At 66.9% G+C, this 13,786-nt stretch carries 16 protein-coding genes; 9 read left to right on the top strand and 7 right to left on the bottom strand.

Translation table 11 applies throughout. The annotated features are described in order from the left end of the window. Positions 1-29 precede the first annotated feature (29 nt). Positions 30-857 (top strand): isocitrate lyase/PEP mutase family protein, encoded by an 828-nt coding sequence (locus ACZK5G_RS20195; RefSeq protein WP_478464568.1) that lies wholly within the window; start codon positions 30-32, stop codon positions 855-857. A gap of 73 nt (positions 858-930) precedes the next feature. Here the strand turns inward: ACZK5G_RS20195 and ACZK5G_RS20190 are convergent, their stop codons facing one another. Continuing rightward, positions 931-1,464, bottom strand: coding sequence for a hypothetical protein (locus ACZK5G_RS20190; RefSeq protein WP_478464566.1), 534 nt, complete (start codon positions 1,462-1,464; stop codon positions 931-933). 126 nt (positions 1,465-1,590) lie between these two features. Here ACZK5G_RS20190 and ACZK5G_RS20185 point away from each other — a divergent pair, with 126 nt between their 5' ends. After that, entirely contained in the window at positions 1,591-2,187 is a 597-nt protein-coding gene (locus tag ACZK5G_RS20185; RefSeq protein ID WP_107433190.1) for an NAD(P)H-dependent oxidoreductase, read from the top strand. 16 nt (positions 2,188-2,203) lie between these two features. Next, entirely contained in the window at positions 2,204-2,797 is a 594-nt protein-coding gene (locus ACZK5G_RS20180; RefSeq protein WP_049423460.1) for a TetR/AcrR family transcriptional regulator, read from the top strand. 5 nt (positions 2,798-2,802) lie between these two features. Here the strand turns inward: ACZK5G_RS20180 and ACZK5G_RS20175 are convergent, their stop codons facing one another. Further along, positions 2,803-3,597 carry a D-alanyl-D-alanine carboxypeptidase family protein gene (locus ACZK5G_RS20175; RefSeq protein WP_478464564.1) on the bottom strand — a complete coding sequence of 265 codons (795 nt, stop codon included), beginning with the start codon at positions 3,595-3,597 and terminating at the stop codon, positions 2,803-2,805. A 120-nt stretch (positions 3,598-3,717) separates the two neighbouring features. On the opposite strand from ACZK5G_RS20175, the gene ACZK5G_RS20170 reads away from it, so the two are divergent. After that, the gene (locus ACZK5G_RS20170; protein WP_478464562.1) at positions 3,718-5,265 is read left to right on the top strand and encodes an alkaline phosphatase; all 1,548 of its coding nucleotides are present in this window, start codon (positions 3,718-3,720) and stop codon (positions 5,263-5,265) included. Here the strand turns inward: ACZK5G_RS20170 and ACZK5G_RS20165 are convergent. Continuing rightward, positions 5,262-5,447, bottom strand: a complete 186-nt coding sequence (locus tag ACZK5G_RS20165; protein ID WP_478464561.1) for a hypothetical protein — start codon at positions 5,445-5,447, stop codon at positions 5,262-5,264. The two genes, ACZK5G_RS20170 and ACZK5G_RS20165, sit on opposite strands and share 4 nt — an antisense overlap. A gap of 98 nt (positions 5,448-5,545) precedes the next feature. Between ACZK5G_RS20165 and ACZK5G_RS20160 the strand changes: the two genes are divergently transcribed. Then, the gene (locus tag ACZK5G_RS20160) at positions 5,546-6,445 is read left to right on the top strand and encodes a LysR substrate-binding domain-containing protein (protein WP_478464560.1); all 900 of its coding nucleotides are present in this window, start codon (positions 5,546-5,548) and stop codon (positions 6,443-6,445) included. Positions 6,446-6,522: 77 nt separating this feature from the next. Here the strand turns inward: ACZK5G_RS20160 and ACZK5G_RS20155 are convergent, their stop codons facing one another. From ACZK5G_RS20155 to ACZK5G_RS20145, 3 genes are all read right to left on the bottom strand, one after another. Then, positions 6,523-7,239, bottom strand: a complete 717-nt coding sequence (locus ACZK5G_RS20155; protein ID WP_478464558.1) for an ABC transporter substrate-binding protein — start codon at positions 7,237-7,239, stop codon at positions 6,523-6,525. A 62-nt stretch (positions 7,240-7,301) separates the two neighbouring features. After that, positions 7,302-8,825, bottom strand: coding sequence for a carotenoid oxygenase family protein (locus ACZK5G_RS20150; protein ID WP_478464557.1), 1,524 nt, complete (start codon positions 8,823-8,825; stop codon positions 7,302-7,304). Between the two features lie 26 nt (positions 8,826-8,851). Beyond that, complete coding sequence (locus ACZK5G_RS20145; RefSeq protein ID WP_478464556.1) at positions 8,852-9,274, bottom strand: DUF2141 domain-containing protein; 423 nt, start codon at positions 9,272-9,274, stop codon at positions 8,852-8,854. Positions 9,275-9,430: 156 nt separating this feature from the next. Here ACZK5G_RS20145 and ACZK5G_RS20140 point away from each other — a divergent pair, with 156 nt between their 5' ends. The 4 genes from ACZK5G_RS20140 (at position 9,431) to ACZK5G_RS20125 (ending at position 12,857) form a co-directional block, all read left to right on the top strand. Beyond that, a complete protein-coding gene (locus ACZK5G_RS20140) occupies positions 9,431-10,531 on the top strand; it encodes a sensor histidine kinase (protein ID WP_478464555.1) in 1,101 nt (366 codons plus the stop codon). Then, positions 10,528-11,166, top strand: a complete 639-nt coding sequence (locus ACZK5G_RS20135; RefSeq protein ID WP_032129575.1) for a response regulator transcription factor — start codon at positions 10,528-10,530, stop codon at positions 11,164-11,166. The genes ACZK5G_RS20140 and ACZK5G_RS20135 overlap by 4 nt, the downstream gene beginning before the upstream one ends. A 22-nt stretch (positions 11,167-11,188) precedes the next feature. Then, a complete protein-coding gene (locus tag ACZK5G_RS20130) occupies positions 11,189-11,560 on the top strand; it encodes a VOC family protein (RefSeq protein ID WP_478464553.1) in 372 nt (123 codons plus the stop codon). Positions 11,561-11,891: 331 nt separating this feature from the next. Next, positions 11,892-12,857: an IS110-like element ISStma4 family transposase gene (locus ACZK5G_RS20125; protein WP_032130373.1), complete on the top strand. Its 966-nt coding sequence runs from the start codon at positions 11,892-11,894 to the stop codon at positions 12,855-12,857. An 18-nt stretch (positions 12,858-12,875) separates the two neighbouring features. Here ACZK5G_RS20125 and ACZK5G_RS20120 read toward each other — a convergent pair whose 3' ends face one another. Continuing rightward, positions 12,876-13,715: an arylamine N-acetyltransferase family protein gene (locus ACZK5G_RS20120; protein WP_132810871.1), complete on the bottom strand. Its 840-nt coding sequence runs from the start codon at positions 13,713-13,715 to the stop codon at positions 12,876-12,878. Positions 13,716-13,786: the final 71 nt, after the last annotated feature.

The following is a 13,786-nucleotide window of genomic DNA, read 5'->3' as shown; positions in this document are numbered from 1 at the left end:
GGTGCAGGTCTGCCGCCCCGGAGCCCGCCATGACCTCGCCCGATGCCGATACCCAACGCAAGCGCGCGGCCTTCCGCCAGCTGCATGCAGCAGGGTGCTTCGTACTGCCCAATCCATGGGACGTAGGCAGTGCGCGCTACCTGCAGCGGCAGGGCTTCCAGGCACTGGCCACGACCAGTGCCGGTTGTGCCTGGAGCGAAGGGCGGCCGGACGGAGCGGTTTCGCTGCAGGCCACGCTGGACCATCTGCGCCTGATGGCGGCAGCGACGCCGCTGCCGTTGAACGCCGATTTCGGCGATGGCTTCGGTGAAACGCCGCAGAAGGTGCAGGAGGCGGTGGCCGCGGCGATCGACACCGGCATCGCGGCGTTGTCGATCGAGGATGCCAGCGGCGTCGCCGATGCACCGCTGCGTCCGATCGATCAGGCGGTGGAGCGCCTGCGCGCTGCCCGTGCAGCCATCGACCGCGCGGGCGGCGACGTGCTGCTGGTTGGCCGTGCCGAGAACTTCTTCGTCGGCGTGCCGGATCTGCCGGACACCCTGCAGCGCCTGCGCGCCTATGCCGAGGCCGGCGCCGATGTGCTGTATGCACCGGGCATCAGCACGCGCGAACAGATCAGCGCGGTGGTTGCCGCCGCAGGGTCGAAGCCGGTGAACCTGCTGGTCGGTGGGCCGACACCGCTGAGCCTGCAGGACATTGCTGCACTCGGCGTCCGCCGCGTCAGCCTGGGCGGCGCATTGGCCCGTGCTGCATGGGGCGGACTGATGCAGGCGACACAGCCGATCGTGCAGGACGGACGCTTCGACGGACTGCAGCCGGCGGCTTCCGGGGCCGTGTTGAACGCGCTGTTCCGTTGAGCGGAATCCCGGTGCAGTCCCAGACCAGCAGGGATAGTAGATCCACGCCATGCGTGGATGGATGCGCCTGCGATTACAGCGCTTCCATCCCACCCTTGGGCAGCGTCACCCCAGGCTCCAACGCTGGCAGCAGTTGCCGCAGCAGCGCGGGATTGTCCAGCAACGCAGCACCGTCAATGAAACTCCATTGGGCTGTGCCGACGCCGCGCACGGCGAGCATGAACGAGGTGCTGCGCATCGGCGCCTCGCGCACGCGCAGCAGCGACTGGCGTGGCACGAAGCAGACTTCCTCATCACCGGCTGCATAGGTGTGGCCCGGCACGCCGGCCTCGTCGCTGATGATGGTGACCCCGGCCTTGCGCAGCTCTTTCAGGGTGTCGCGAGTCATACGCGCATAGGCCTCATCGCCCCCGGCCAGGCGCTTCAGGCTGGGATGGGTTCGGGCGATGATCAACTCGGCATCGCCGCGGGCGAATGCGCCCATCATTGCCTGCACGTCATGGCGCAATGCGGCTGAGTCTTCCGGACTGAGCTCACCGGCCAGCACTGGCGCAACGGCCATTGCCATCGGCAGGGCCAGCAGAAGGGCGAGCAGGTATCGGTGCATCGTCGGGTATCTCAGCGGGAACCGCCGCACTATACGGCGGATGCGGAAACAGCGTCCCACGCATGGCGCTGGTGTCCCGGGTGCCATTACCTACTATTGGTAGGTAGTGAATTCCGGACATCCCCCATGCACACCCTCATCGTTACCGCCCATCCTGAATCCGCCGCGTTGACCCATGCCATCGCCAGACGCATCGGCGAAGCCATCACCGCAACGGATGCCGCCAATACCGTGACCCATGCCGATCTGATGGCCGAAGGCTTCGATCCGCGCTTCAACATGCACGACCAGGCGCTGTTCCGTGGCACCGGCGCACCTCCAGCCGACGTCGCCGCCGAGCAGGCGCGGCTGGATGCTGCCGACACGCTGGTACTGGTCTACCCGCTGTACTGGTGGTCGTTCCCCGCGCTGCTGAAGGGCTGGATCGATCGCGTGTTCACCCAGGGCTGGGCCTACCAGGACGGTGCAGACGGCAAGGTGCAGAAGAAGCTGCAGCGGTTGCGCGTGCACCTGGTCGGCATCGGTGGAGCCGGCGCGGACATGATCGAACGGCGCGGTTACGGCGCGGCGATGAAGACGCAGATCGACATGGGCATCTTCGACTACTGCGGCGCGCGCGTGCTGACGTCAGACCTGCTGCTGGATGCCGATACCGGTGCGGCCGAAACGCATCTGCAGACCGCACTGGCGATCGGCCGTAAAATCGGAACTCCGATGCACTGATCGCCGTGTTCCGCCGATGCCTGCCAACGCCGCTCCCACGCGCCGCCGATTGACCCGCGAGCAACGCGCCCGCCAGTTGCTGGACGTGGCCTGGGCGCTGGTTGGCGAAGAAGGCACCGACGCGTTGACCCTGGGTCGGCTGGCCGAGGCCGCGGGCGTGACCAAGCCGGTGGCCTACGATCACTTCGTGACCCGCAACGGCCTGCTGGCCGCGCTCTACGATGACTACGACGGTCGCCAGACGGTGGTCTTCAACGAGCGCATCGGCCGCGCCCGGGCGCAGTTGGCCGATCGTGCGGCGGCCATCGCCTCCGGCTACATCGACTGCATCCTCAGCCAGGGCAGTGAAGTGCAGGGCATCCTGGCCGCGCTGGTGGGCGCTCCGGAACTGCACGAGGTACGGCGGCGTTACCAGCAGGATTTCATCGACAACTGTGACGCCTGGCTGGGCCCGTTTGCTGCCGACGGCACGGTATCGCTGGCGGGACGCTGGGCGATTCTCGGTGCGGCTGAAACCCTGTCCGAGGGTGTGGCTGCGGGCGCGCTGGACAAGGCCGACGCCGGGGCCGAACTGCAGCGGCTGATCGTGGCAACGGTCAAGCGGCGCTGAGCCGCTCAGGCGTCGGCGGTGCTGTCGGCCAGCGCCGCGAACCCGGCGGCCAGCCGCTCGCGCACAAGGGCATCGCGTGCGTCGCGGCTTTCAGAACCCAGCACCACGGTGATCAGGCGTACCGGCTGATCCCGCCCGGGCACTGCCCGGCAGGCGGTGGCGGCCAGGCAGAAGCCTGCGGCCTGGGTGTAGCCGGTCTTCAAGCCATCCACGCCGTCATCGCCAAGCAGGGCGTTCTGGTTGCTGCGGCTGAAGCTGCCGTGCGCGAACACGCGCTGCGCGGTGATCGCCAGGATCTGCGGATAATCGTTCAACAGGCAGGCGGCCAGCACCGCCATGTCGCGCGCGCTGGACGCATGGTGCGGGGTGGTGATGCCGGACACGCTGGCGAACCAGCTGCTGCGCAGGCCGAGCTGGCGTGCGTGCCGGTTCATGCGCTCCAGGAACGCAGGCTGTGATCCGTCCAGATGGCGCGCGATGGCCAGCGCCGCGTCATTGCCGGAGACGATCATCAGTCCTTCCAGCAGGCGCGCGAGGGTGACTGTTTCACCGGGCACCAGGCCCATGCGCGTTTCATCATCGGCCACCGCGTGCACATCCCCGGCGGCGATGGTGACCGCTTCGTCCCACGCGCCTCCGTTCTCTTCGACGCATTCGTACGCGGCATAGGCGGTCATCAGCTTGGTCAGCGAGGCCGGTTGCCTGGCGATGTCCGCGTTGTGCTGGTGAATCACCGCGAACGTTGCCGCATCGAGGGTGATGAAGGACAGCGGTGCACGCGCGGGAGCAGGAGACGGCATGGAAACGAGGATGGCAGTGGGGGCCTGCAGGATAGTGCGCAGCGGCTGCACGAAGCTGCAACATTGAAACGATATAACGTATCGTAATTGTGGGCCGCCGATGGCCCGACGGGCCACCCGATGACTGCACGCATTCCACGCCGCTGGCTTCATTCTTCGTTGCTGCTCGCGCTGGCCGCACTTGGCGGCTGCCAGCCCAATCTGCGCGCCGAGGCTGTTGCTTCCGGCCCAGCGCGCCCGCACAACGTGATCGTGATGATCAACGACGGCGCCGGTTGGGGCACCTGGGACGCCGCCGCCTACTGGCAATACGGCGGCCGCGAAGGGGCCCCGTATGCGGATTTCCCGCAGCGCCTGGCGGTAACCACCTTCCCGTTGAATGCCAGCAGCCAGCCGACTCGCGACAACGCACAGACCCTGGGTTACGACGCGGGCAAGGCCTGGGATGACACACCGGTTCCTGCGCAGGACCTGCCGTTTGCGGGCTACCAGTACCTGGCTGCGGTGGCTACCGACAGTGCGGCGGCGGGTACCGCGTTGTCCTCGGGCATCAAGACCTATAACAACGCCATCAACTTCAACAACGATGGCCAGCCGATCGAGTTCAATACGCTGCGCGCCAAGCGGCTGGGCATGGCCACCGGCGTGGTGACTTCGGTACCGTTCGCGCATGCCACGCCGGCCGCGTTCGCGGCGCAGAACGAATCGCGCAACAACTATCACGCCATCGCCCATCAGATGCTGGCGCAGAGGCATATGGATCTGGTGATGGGCACCGGAGGCCCTGGCTACAGCGTTGATGGTCGCGCCTGTGACGAGAGTGCCGGCGCGGCCAAGGCCGAGGGCTGCGCGAACCCGTGGGAATGGGTGTCGCAGCAGGATTGGCAGCAGCTGGAAGCGGGCAGCACCATTGCCGGCAATCCGTCGGGGCCGTGGCGCCTGATCCGCAGCAAGGAAGCGTTCGCCGCGCTGGCGCAGGGACGGTTGCCGGCCGACCGGCCGCTGATCGGTGTACCGCGCGTGGCCAACACGCTGCAGCAGGCGCGGCAGCTGCAGGTGCTGGGCAAGGATACGGCCACGCCTTCCGGTGTGAGGAAGATCGACAGCGTGCCGGATCTTGCGACCATGACCCGTGGTGCGCTGCAATTCCTGCAGCAGCGTTCGTCCAACGGCCTGTTCCTGATGGTGGAAGGTGGCGCCACCGACTGGGCCGCCCATACCAGTGCCTGCGGCACTGAATGGCACTACGGCCAGTGCAGCGACCAGCCGCAGTACGGCCGGCTGATCGAGGAAACCGTGGAGTTCAACGACGCGGTGACAGCAGTGATCGAGTGGATCGAACGCAACGGTGGCTGGGAGCGCAATCTGCTGATCGTCACCACCGACCACGACAACAGCATGCCGATGGGCCCGGATGCACAGAACGTCGCCTTCGAGCCGGTGCGCAACAACGGCCGTGGACGCATGCCGGGGATCAGCTTCCGCCCGACCGGCAACCATTCCAATGCGCTGGTGCCGTTGTGGGCCAAGGGTGCGGGCGCGGAACTGCTGGGCCAGCGCGTGCGGGGCGTTGATGCCGGCTACCGTCAGCACGTGCGCTGGAACGACGGCAGTTACATCGACAACACCGACGTGGCTGCCGCGGTGCAGGAAGCGCTGCAGCGTTAGGGGTGTGCCGGCCGCTGGCTGGCAGCTGCAGATTTCCCGGTCGGCGAGGTTGCCGGCCAGCGGCCGGCACTACCGGGGGCGGTGCTGGGCGGCGGCGTCGGCGACGGGCTGGCCAGCTGGCGTGCCAGCTCGGCGCTGGCCACGTGGCCGTGCAGGAACAACAAGCCGCTGAAGATGTTCATGAGCGTGCCTCCACTTGAGTGGATTGCACGATACGGGCAGCATGGACAGGCAAAAAGCGACATTTCCGCAAGCATGCCTTGAGAGGATTTCAAGCCTGATGTCCCGCCCTCCGCTCCATGCCCTGCAGGGCTTCGTGGCTGCTGCCCGGCTCGGCAACCTGTCGCGCGCGGCGGCGTCGATGAACCTGACCGTCAGTGCGCTCAGCCATCAGATGCGGCAACTGGAAGAACGGCTCGGGCAGCCGCTGCTGATCCGCCAGCCGCGTGGTGTCACCCTCACCCTTGAGGGGCAGCGCCTGCTCGACCAGGTCGGACCGCATCTGGATGCGATCAACGAAGCCTTCCAGCCCTATGCCGCACGTGCCGAGCACGTGTTGACGATCAGCGCGGTGCCGTCGATGGCGTCGGCCTGGCTGGTGCCGCGCCTGGGTCACTTCGTGGCCGAGCATCCACAGATCGAGGTCAACCTGCAGTCGAGTGAACGCCTGATTGATTTCGAGCGGCAGCGCCAGTTCGACGCCGCGCTGCGTCTGGGCAGCGGGCAATGGCCGGGCCTGGTGGTGGAACCGCTGTTCGACGAGTGGCTGGTGCCGATGGCGAGCCCGGCGCTGATCGAACGCATGGGCGGCATTGACCGTGTGCCGTTGACCCGGTGGCCGCTGCTCGGTGATCCGGACGGCGCGTGGGGCGCCTGGTTCGCGTTGAGCGGGCAGAGCCCGCCGTCGCGTTTCGTGGCGGTGCTGGATGATTCGGAGGCGCACCATCGCGCCGCTCTGGATGGCGTGGGCGTAGCGCTCGGGCGGGTGACGCGGGCGCGGCTGCTGCTGGATTCGGGCCAGCTGGTTGCACTGTCCAGCCAGCGCCTGAAAACCGACTGGCCGCATTGGCTGGTGTACCCGCAGCGCTCGGCCAGCCATCGCGGTTTCCTTGCGTTCCGCGACTGGCTGCATGCGCAGGCCGCCGAGCACGTGCGGCACATGGCAGACGCACATCTATAGCGCCGAGCCATGCTCGACCATTGCATCTGGATCTGCAGCATCGAGCCATGCTCGACTGCTGGTGCTCGACTCTACAGTCATCGCACCAGCGTGACCGCCTGCCCGGCACGCGCGAACGCTTCCTCAAGCAACGGGCCGGCCTTGATCGCCTCCACTTCCTCGAACAACGCCCGCAATGCATCGGCCGGGCGTGAGGCCGGCGCCGCCACTGCCTGCTGGATCGCGGTGAAGCGGTCGGCCAGCACGCGATGGCCGGGATGGGCCTGTGCCCAGGCCAGCAGCGGCTGGCGTACGCCGGCGGCGGCATCCAGGCGCTGCTGATCGAACAGCGTGATGGCGGCTGCCGAGGTCTCCGCCCGCTCGATCGTGGCATGGCGCAGTTCGCGACTGAGGAACAGGTCATAGGCCGCGCCACGCCCCACCGCGATGCGCAGCCCCTCGCGATCCAGGTCGGCTACCTGCTGCGCAGGGCTGTCCGCGCGAACCAGATAGGTACCTTCGATCTCCAGGTACGGGGCACTGAAGGCAATGTGGTCGGCACGTGCCGGATCGATGGCCAGGAAGGCCAGATCCCAGCCGTCTTCGCCTGCTGCCTCGACCACCGAGGCTGCGGCATCGTGGCAGGTGAAGCGAGCCTGCACCCCCATCCGTTGCGCCAATGCGGTAGCCAGTTCCAGCGAGGGGCCGCGCGGTGAGCGCGCATCGCCCTGTGCCAGCACCGGGTTGCCCAGGTTGATCGCCACGCGCAGGAAACCGTGCGGTGCCAGCGTACTTCGGTGGTCGGCCAGGGACATGCGGGACTCCACGGGGCAGGGGAGACCCAGCATGCCAATAACGGTGTCCGCGTGGCGTGGAATCAGCCGCGCGCGGCGAAGGTGCCGTGGAAGCCCAGTGGTACCGCATAGGGCAGCCAGGCCTGTGCCAGCGGACCGTCGTCCAGGTGGCGGGCATCGAGCACCGCCAGGCCGCTGCGCTTGTTCACCGGGTCAAGCAGGGTGCCGATCAGCCAGCCATCATCGGCGTTGCCGCTGCCCGGGCGCGGTACGAACACATGCTCTTCGGCCATGATGTCCGGGCCATAGTTCCACAGCTGGCGGCGCCCGTGCTCGATGTCGAACGCGGCCACGGCGTTGAAGTACGGCGCATTGGCCGTGCCGTCGATGGTCGGCGCATACAGCCGTGCGCCACGTGTGTTCGCCGAGCGCGGGTCGAACAACGGAAACTCCACTGCGCTGATGCCCAACATCTGCCAGCGGGCCTGTCCACGACGCAGGTCCAGATGCAGCTCGACCAGGCTGGCGCCACTGTTGGCAGCGTGTGCGCCATCACCGGCCATCGCTTCCTTCATCGGCGAGCGCGCCTCATTGATGTCATCGTGGCGCACTGCACGCAGCACGATGCCGCCATCGCGGGTGAACGCATCGCCGAAGTGGTAGATCGCCGCGAACGGGGCTTCGAACCACTGCGCCTTGTCCGGCGCATCCTTGGCGACCACCGCGATGCGCACGGGGCGCTGCGGTGCGAACTGCATGCGCTCGAAGAAGCTGCCGCCTGTGCCGGTGAAATCGAACGGCATCATCACGAACACCAGGTGCTGGTCGGTCATCGCGAAGGCATGCAGGTAGCCATGCTCGGGTGTTTCGATCACATTGGCGCTGCGCAGCTGGCCGTTCGCACCGATGTGCCAGACCAGCAGGCCATGGCCACCCATCAGGCTGATCGAGCCGAAGTTCCAGACGCTGCCGTCGCGGTCGCGCAGCGGGTGCGCCGAGAACGGCAGTGCGGCGAGGTCCGGACGCCAGGTCACCGGACCCAGCGTCTGCAGGGAATCGGGGTCTACTTCGAATGCCGACCCGGACTCGCACAGCGCGAACAGGCGGCCATTGATCATGGTTACCGAGGTATTGGCCACGTTGGCATCGTCGTTGTTTCGAACTGCCAGCGCACCGGGAACGCTGGTGCCGGCAGCTGGATACTGGAAGCGGCCGGCCTTCTGTTCACGGGTGAATTTCGGCGTGGCGACCATGCGCCCGTGATGGGTCAGGCTGCCGTCACCATTGAAGCGCCAGCCATGCACCATGCCATCACCGTCGAACCAGTGGTCGTAGCGGAAGCCATCGCGCTCGGTCCAGGCCGGGCCGTTGCGGTACAGCGTGCCTGCCAGGCCCGCTGGCAGCTTTCCCTGCAGTTGCACGGTGGCCGGGCCGAGGCTTTCGCTGCCGACGCTGCGCCAGCCGAGCAGCCACGGGTGTTCCTGCATGCCCTGCGCGAACCGCGCCGGGTCGCCGGCGAAGGCGGGAGCGCTGCGCAGCGAGGTGGCGCCCAGGGCCAGACAGGCACTGCTGCTGAGCAGGGTACGAAGGAAGCGGCGACGGTCCATGGTGGCCTCGGGTATGGATGCGGGAATCAGCGCAGGGTGATGTCGATGGCGGTGCCAGCCGCCGGCACGTCGACGCGCGCCTCGTCGAAGGTCGGCTTGCGCATCACCTGCGGGTTGTTGCTGAAGCCGTAGCCTTCCACCGGCATGCCGACCAGGTTGGTGTCGAGCTTGCCGTTGTCGTTCTCGTCGTGGGTGAGCAGTACGGCATAGGTGCCGGCCGGCAGGTTCTTGAACACGAAGCGGGCGCTGTCACCGCTGGGCGCCGCCTGCTGGGCCTGCACGGGCCTGGCCTTGCCGTCCCAGGCGGCCGCGCTGTCAACCAGCGCAACGCGCAGGGTGCCGGTCTGCACGCGGACGTCGTGCACGGTCACGGCCAGGTCGGCGGCGTGGGCACTGCCGGCCAGGGCCAGGGCAGTCAGGGCGGTGCTGAGCAGGGCGGTGCGGATCATGGCTGTGGCTCCGGAAGTGGGTGAGGCGGTGTGGAGCCAGTCTGCGTCGGGCGGTGCACCGGGTTCAGGGCCAGTGGTCATCGATTCGACGTGCCAGAAGTCACTTTCTGCGCCGGACCCATTGCCGCCGGCGTGCGCGGCCGTCAGCATCTGGCCATGCCCAGCCTGTTCCGCCATCTGTTGCGTCCGCTCAGCCTCGCCGGCCTGGTCACCGTGCTGGTGGTCGGCCTGTCGTTCGCAGTGCAGCGCAGCGGCGCCGGGCTGAGCCTGCTGCTGCTTGCTGTGTTCCTGCTGCTGTTCGTGGTGCACGGCTGGGCGTCGATGCCATCCCGCGTGCGCGCCGTCGCTGCGGTGTTGCAGGCGCTGTTGGCGGTTGTGCTGGTTGCGCTGCAGCCGCGTACCGGTACCGCCCCGGTGCTGCTGGTGGTGCTGGTTGCACAGCTGGCCGAACACTGGCCGCCGCGCTTCGTGCTGGGTGTTGCGCTGCTGGCCAACCTGGCGGTGTATGCCGTGCTGCGCCACAGCGGCTTCAGCCAGCCCCTGCTGGTGGTGCTGCTGTATGGCGGTTTCCAGGCCTTTGCCGCGCTGACCGCGCACTATGCCCGCAGCACGGCGCTGGCCCGCGATGACCTGGCCCGGGTCAACGCCGACCTGCTGGCCACCCGCGCGCTGCTGGCTGACAGTGCACGCGATGCCGAGCGCCTGCGCCTGGCCCGCGAACTGCATGATGTGGCCGGGCACAAGCTCACCGCGATGCGGCTCAACCTGCGCGCCCTGGCCGCTGACCCTGCGCTGGCCGGTCGCGAAGGGCTGGTGCTGGCCGAACAGTTGTCCGGCGAGTTGCTGGCCGACATCCGCCAGGTGGTGCAGTCGATGCGCGATGATCGCGGCCTCGATCTGGCCACCGCGCTGCATGCGCTGGCCGCACCCTTCCCACGACCGAAGCTGCAGCTGCAGATCGGCGACGGGGTGCGCGTGGCTGACCCATTGATGGCCGAGACCGTGCTGCGGCTGGTACAGGAAGCCCTGACCAACGCCGCCCGCCACGGCAATGCGGACACCGTGTGGCTGACGATCAGTGAAGAGGATTCCCAGTTGCGTATTGATATCCGCGATGACGGCCAGCGCGCCGAACGCATCCGCGAGGGCAATGGTATCGCCGGCATGCGCGAGCGTCTGGCGGCCGTACAGGGGCGGCTGGAGTTGGCCCGAACCGTGCAGGGCGGCATGCATCTGACCGCGCGGTTGCCGGCATGAGCCCGGCCGCAATCCGCGTAGCGCTGGCCGACGACCAGGCATTGGTGCGTGCAGGCCTGCGTGCGCTGCTGCAGGGCCTGGGGGTGGACGTGGTGCTGGAGGCCGAGGATGGCCAGGCCCTGCTGGATGCGCTGGATACGCAGCGCGTGGACGTGGTGCTCAGTGACATCCGCATGCCCGGGCTGGATGGGATCGAGGCACTGCGCCAGCTGCGGGCGCGCGGCGATGCCACGCCGTGGCTGCTGCTGACCACCTTCGATGAAAGTGATCTGCTGCTGCGCGCCAGCGAGGCCGGCGCACAGGGCTTCCTGCTCAAGGATGCCGCGCCGGCCGACCTGCGCGAGGCCATCGAACGCGTTGCCGCTGGCGAGACCCTGCTGCTGCCGGTCAGTACCGATCCGGTGCGCGCGCGTTACCGCTTCCACGACGAAGCGCCGCCCACCGATACCTTCGGCGAACGTGAAGTGGCAATCCTGCGCCTGCTGGCTGGGGGCTACAGCAACAAGGAGATCGCGCGCAGCCTGTTCCTGGCCGAGGGCACGGTGAAGAACTACGTGTCCGCCATACTCGACAAGCTCGGCACCCGCGACCGTACCCGCGCGGTCCTGAAGGCGATTACCCTGCGCATCATCTGAGTCAGCCGCGTAAGGAGCGTCAATGAACCCGATCCTGCATGTGGAAATCCCGGCCAGTGACCTGGACCGGGCCATCACGTTCTACCAGCGATGGCTGCAGGTTGCGGTGGACAAACCTATCGTGCTGCACGACTGCCGGATGGCCTATCTGCCGTTCTCCGATGAGGCCGCCGGTGCCAGCATTGCGCTGGTGCACGGCGCGGACTATCTGCCTTCCGAGCAGGGCGCGCGCATCTACATCGGCGTCGATGACCTGGATGCCAGCCTCGAGCGTGCGCTGCAGGCCGGAGCCGAGCTGCGCTTCGGCCCGGCCGATGCGGGTGACTGGCGTGTAGCCGAGATCCGCGACAGCGAAGGCAACCGTATCGCATTGCAGGCGCGCACAGCGCCGTAACGTCAACGCTGCGGTGCGCGCATCTGTAGAGTCGAGCTTGCTCGACTGATTTTGACGTCGCCGTAGATGCATCAGTCGAGCAAGCTCGACTCTTGTGTCTTGGATCGTGCCCTGATCAGGCACAATCCCCCGGTGACCCGGGAGGCTCCGATGACGCTGCCTCGGCTCTTAAGCCTTCGAGCTTGCAAAGTAGATTCAGCGCGTCGGCGGCCTGACACCGCCATGGAACTTGAACGGTATCTTAGGCCCGCCATCGGGTGAGAGCCTGTACTCACAAGGGCAAGTCTGGCGGCTTCCGATCACGATCGTAAGTTCAAGCTGGAGCGAAATCATGCAATTTATCGGCATCGACGCAGCCAAGGCGACTTTTGACATCGCCCTGCCTCTATCTCACGGCAAGTATCGAACCAAGGCCAAACTCCCCAATACGCCAAAGGGTTTTGATGAGCTTCTGGCTTGGCGCGCCAAACATGCGCCGAACGCGGCGGTAGGTATGGAGGCTACAGGCATCTATCACGAGGCCTTGGCTCAAGCACTGGTGGAGGCAGGGGTCGTGGTTCATGTGGCCAATCCCGCCCGAGTAAAGGCGTTTGGGCAGGCGGAGGGGATGCGGACCAAGACTGACCGCAGCGACGCCAAGCTGATTGCCCGTTTTTTTGAGGCACAACGCTCGGAAAAGCTATATCCCTACGTTCCACCGACGCCCTCGGAGGTGAAGCTGCGCGCCTTGGTACGGCGTCGAGATGACCTCCAGGAAATGCTGCAGATGGAGCACAACCGCCTGGACGTTGCCGATATCTCGGTCCAGCAAGGGATCAAGGATGTGATCCGGACGTTGGAAGAGCAGATCAAGCAGGTCCAGAAGGCGATTGAGGACCATATCGATAACGATCCGGACCTGCGCCGGCGTCATCAACTGCTTACCAGCATCCCCGGTGTAGGCAACACCAGCAGTGCCCAGCTGTTGGCCATTCTGGGGGATCTAAGCAAATACAGCGACGTGCGCCAGGTGGTTGCCCACGCGGGCCTGAATCCGGCCCAGCGTCAATCAGGAAACTACGAAGGCAAATGCCGGATATCACGCGTCGGCGACGCCAATTTCCGCAAAAAGCTGTACATGCCGGCGCTGACCGGGAAGACCCACAACCCCACACTGAAGTCCTTTGCAGACCGGCTCAGCGCGAAAGGCAAGCCCTTCAAGGTCGTCATGTGTGCAGTGATGCGCAAGCTCATCCATCTGATTTGGGGCGTACTGAGAAGTGGCCGACCCTTTGAGCCTGACGTCGCCCTTGCCTAGGCGAGGGCGACACGGTATCTACAGCGTCGCGGCGCGTGAGCGCTGCAGCCAGTCGTTGATTGCGGGATCCAGCCGCGGGTCGTCCGGAAGCTGGATGCCGAAGCGCTGCTCCAGCACGTCGCGCACATCACCCACATCATGCAGCGGGCGCTTGTCCGGTGCCTGTCCGGGGCGGTACTCGGTGTAGTTGCCGCTGCCGATGGTGCGGCGCCAGTCCGGCCCGGTCAGCGACGCGCGCAACTGGCCGGGGAAACTGGAATCGGGATGGGTACATACGTACCAGTTGCCCACCACGTTGTCGATCGGCGCCGGCGCCTGCAGATCGAAGCGGTACATCACCCGCCAGCCGTCGCTGGATTCGGCCGACAGCATGAAATCACCGCCGTCTTCCAACCGCTGCAACAGGTAGCGTTCGTGCGGGGTGGCCTGCGGCTGCGGGTCATGCAGGCGCAGCGGTACGGTCGGCGTCAGGCTGCCAAAACCGGCATCCACCAGCCAGTCATCGCCGTCCACGTGCACGCGCAGCAGCAGATGGGTACGCGCGGTCAGTTCGCCGTCCTGGGCGGCCAGCAGTACGCGCGCGCTCAATGGCTGGGCATCGAAGCCCAAGGCCTGCAGCAGCGCCAGCAACCCACCATTGAGCTCGAAGCAGTAGCCACCGCGGCGCTCGTCAAGCAGCTTGCGCTGCACGCTGTCCAGGTCGATCGGCACCGCATCGCGCAGCAGGCAGCTGAGGGTTTCGAAGGGCAGCAGTGCGTTGTGGCGCTGCTGCAGCAGGGTCAGGCCGGCCAGGGTCCGTGGTGGCGGCGCATCCAGCTGCAGGCGCTGCAGGTAGCGGGGGACATCGAGCGTCGTCATGGGGGCACCGGGCGGGGAAGGGAGGTCCACTGTGCTCCCCCAACCGGGGTTGAGGTCAAGCACGGCGGCCG

It is taken from the genome of Stenotrophomonas sp. 62841_Sma, from assembly GCF_056482945.1.
This window is presented reverse-complemented; position numbering and strand designations above follow the sequence as displayed.

Bases quoted from the DNA above. Each gene is read 5' to 3' on its own strand.
- ACZK5G_RS20145 (WP_478464556.1), bottom strand. From the start codon at position 9,274: ATGATCCGCACCGCCCTGCTCAGCACCGCCCTGACTGCCCTGGCCCTG.
- ACZK5G_RS20185 (WP_107433190.1), top strand. From the start codon at position 1,591: ATGCACACCCTCATCGTTACCGCCCATCCTGAATCCGCCGCGTTGACC.
- ACZK5G_RS20190 (WP_478464566.1), bottom strand. From the start codon at position 1,464: ATGCACCGATACCTGCTCGCCCTTCTGCTGGCCCTGCCGATGGCAATG.
- ACZK5G_RS20125 (WP_032130373.1), top strand. From the start codon at position 11,892: ATGCAATTTATCGGCATCGACGCAGCCAAGGCGACTTTTGACATCGCC.
- ACZK5G_RS20180 (WP_049423460.1), top strand. From the start codon at position 2,204: ATGCCTGCCAACGCCGCTCCCACGCGCCGCCGATTGACCCGCGAGCAA.
- ACZK5G_RS20135 (WP_032129575.1), top strand. From the start codon at position 10,528: ATGAGCCCGGCCGCAATCCGCGTAGCGCTGGCCGACGACCAGGCATTG.
- ACZK5G_RS20170 (WP_478464562.1), top strand. From the start codon at position 3,718: ATGACTGCACGCATTCCACGCCGCTGGCTTCATTCTTCGTTGCTGCTC.
- ACZK5G_RS20175 (WP_478464564.1), bottom strand. From the start codon at position 3,597: ATGCCGTCTCCTGCTCCCGCGCGTGCACCGCTGTCCTTCATCACCCTC.
- ACZK5G_RS20160 (WP_478464560.1), top strand. From the start codon at position 5,546: ATGTCCCGCCCTCCGCTCCATGCCCTGCAGGGCTTCGTGGCTGCTGCC.
- ACZK5G_RS20165 (WP_478464561.1), bottom strand. From the start codon at position 5,447: ATGAACATCTTCAGCGGCTTGTTGTTCCTGCACGGCCACGTGGCCAGC.
- ACZK5G_RS20150 (WP_478464557.1), bottom strand. From the start codon at position 8,825: ATGGACCGTCGCCGCTTCCTTCGTACCCTGCTCAGCAGCAGTGCCTGT.
- ACZK5G_RS20155 (WP_478464558.1), bottom strand. From the start codon at position 7,239: ATGTCCCTGGCCGACCACCGAAGTACGCTGGCACCGCACGGTTTCCTG.
- ACZK5G_RS20130 (WP_478464553.1), top strand. From the start codon at position 11,189: ATGAACCCGATCCTGCATGTGGAAATCCCGGCCAGTGACCTGGACCGG.
- ACZK5G_RS20195 (WP_478464568.1), top strand. From the start codon at position 30: ATGACCTCGCCCGATGCCGATACCCAACGCAAGCGCGCGGCCTTCCGC.
- ACZK5G_RS20120 (WP_132810871.1), bottom strand. From the start codon at position 13,715: ATGACGACGCTCGATGTCCCCCGCTACCTGCAGCGCCTGCAGCTGGAT.
- ACZK5G_RS20140 (WP_478464555.1), top strand. From the start codon at position 9,431: ATGCCCAGCCTGTTCCGCCATCTGTTGCGTCCGCTCAGCCTCGCCGGC.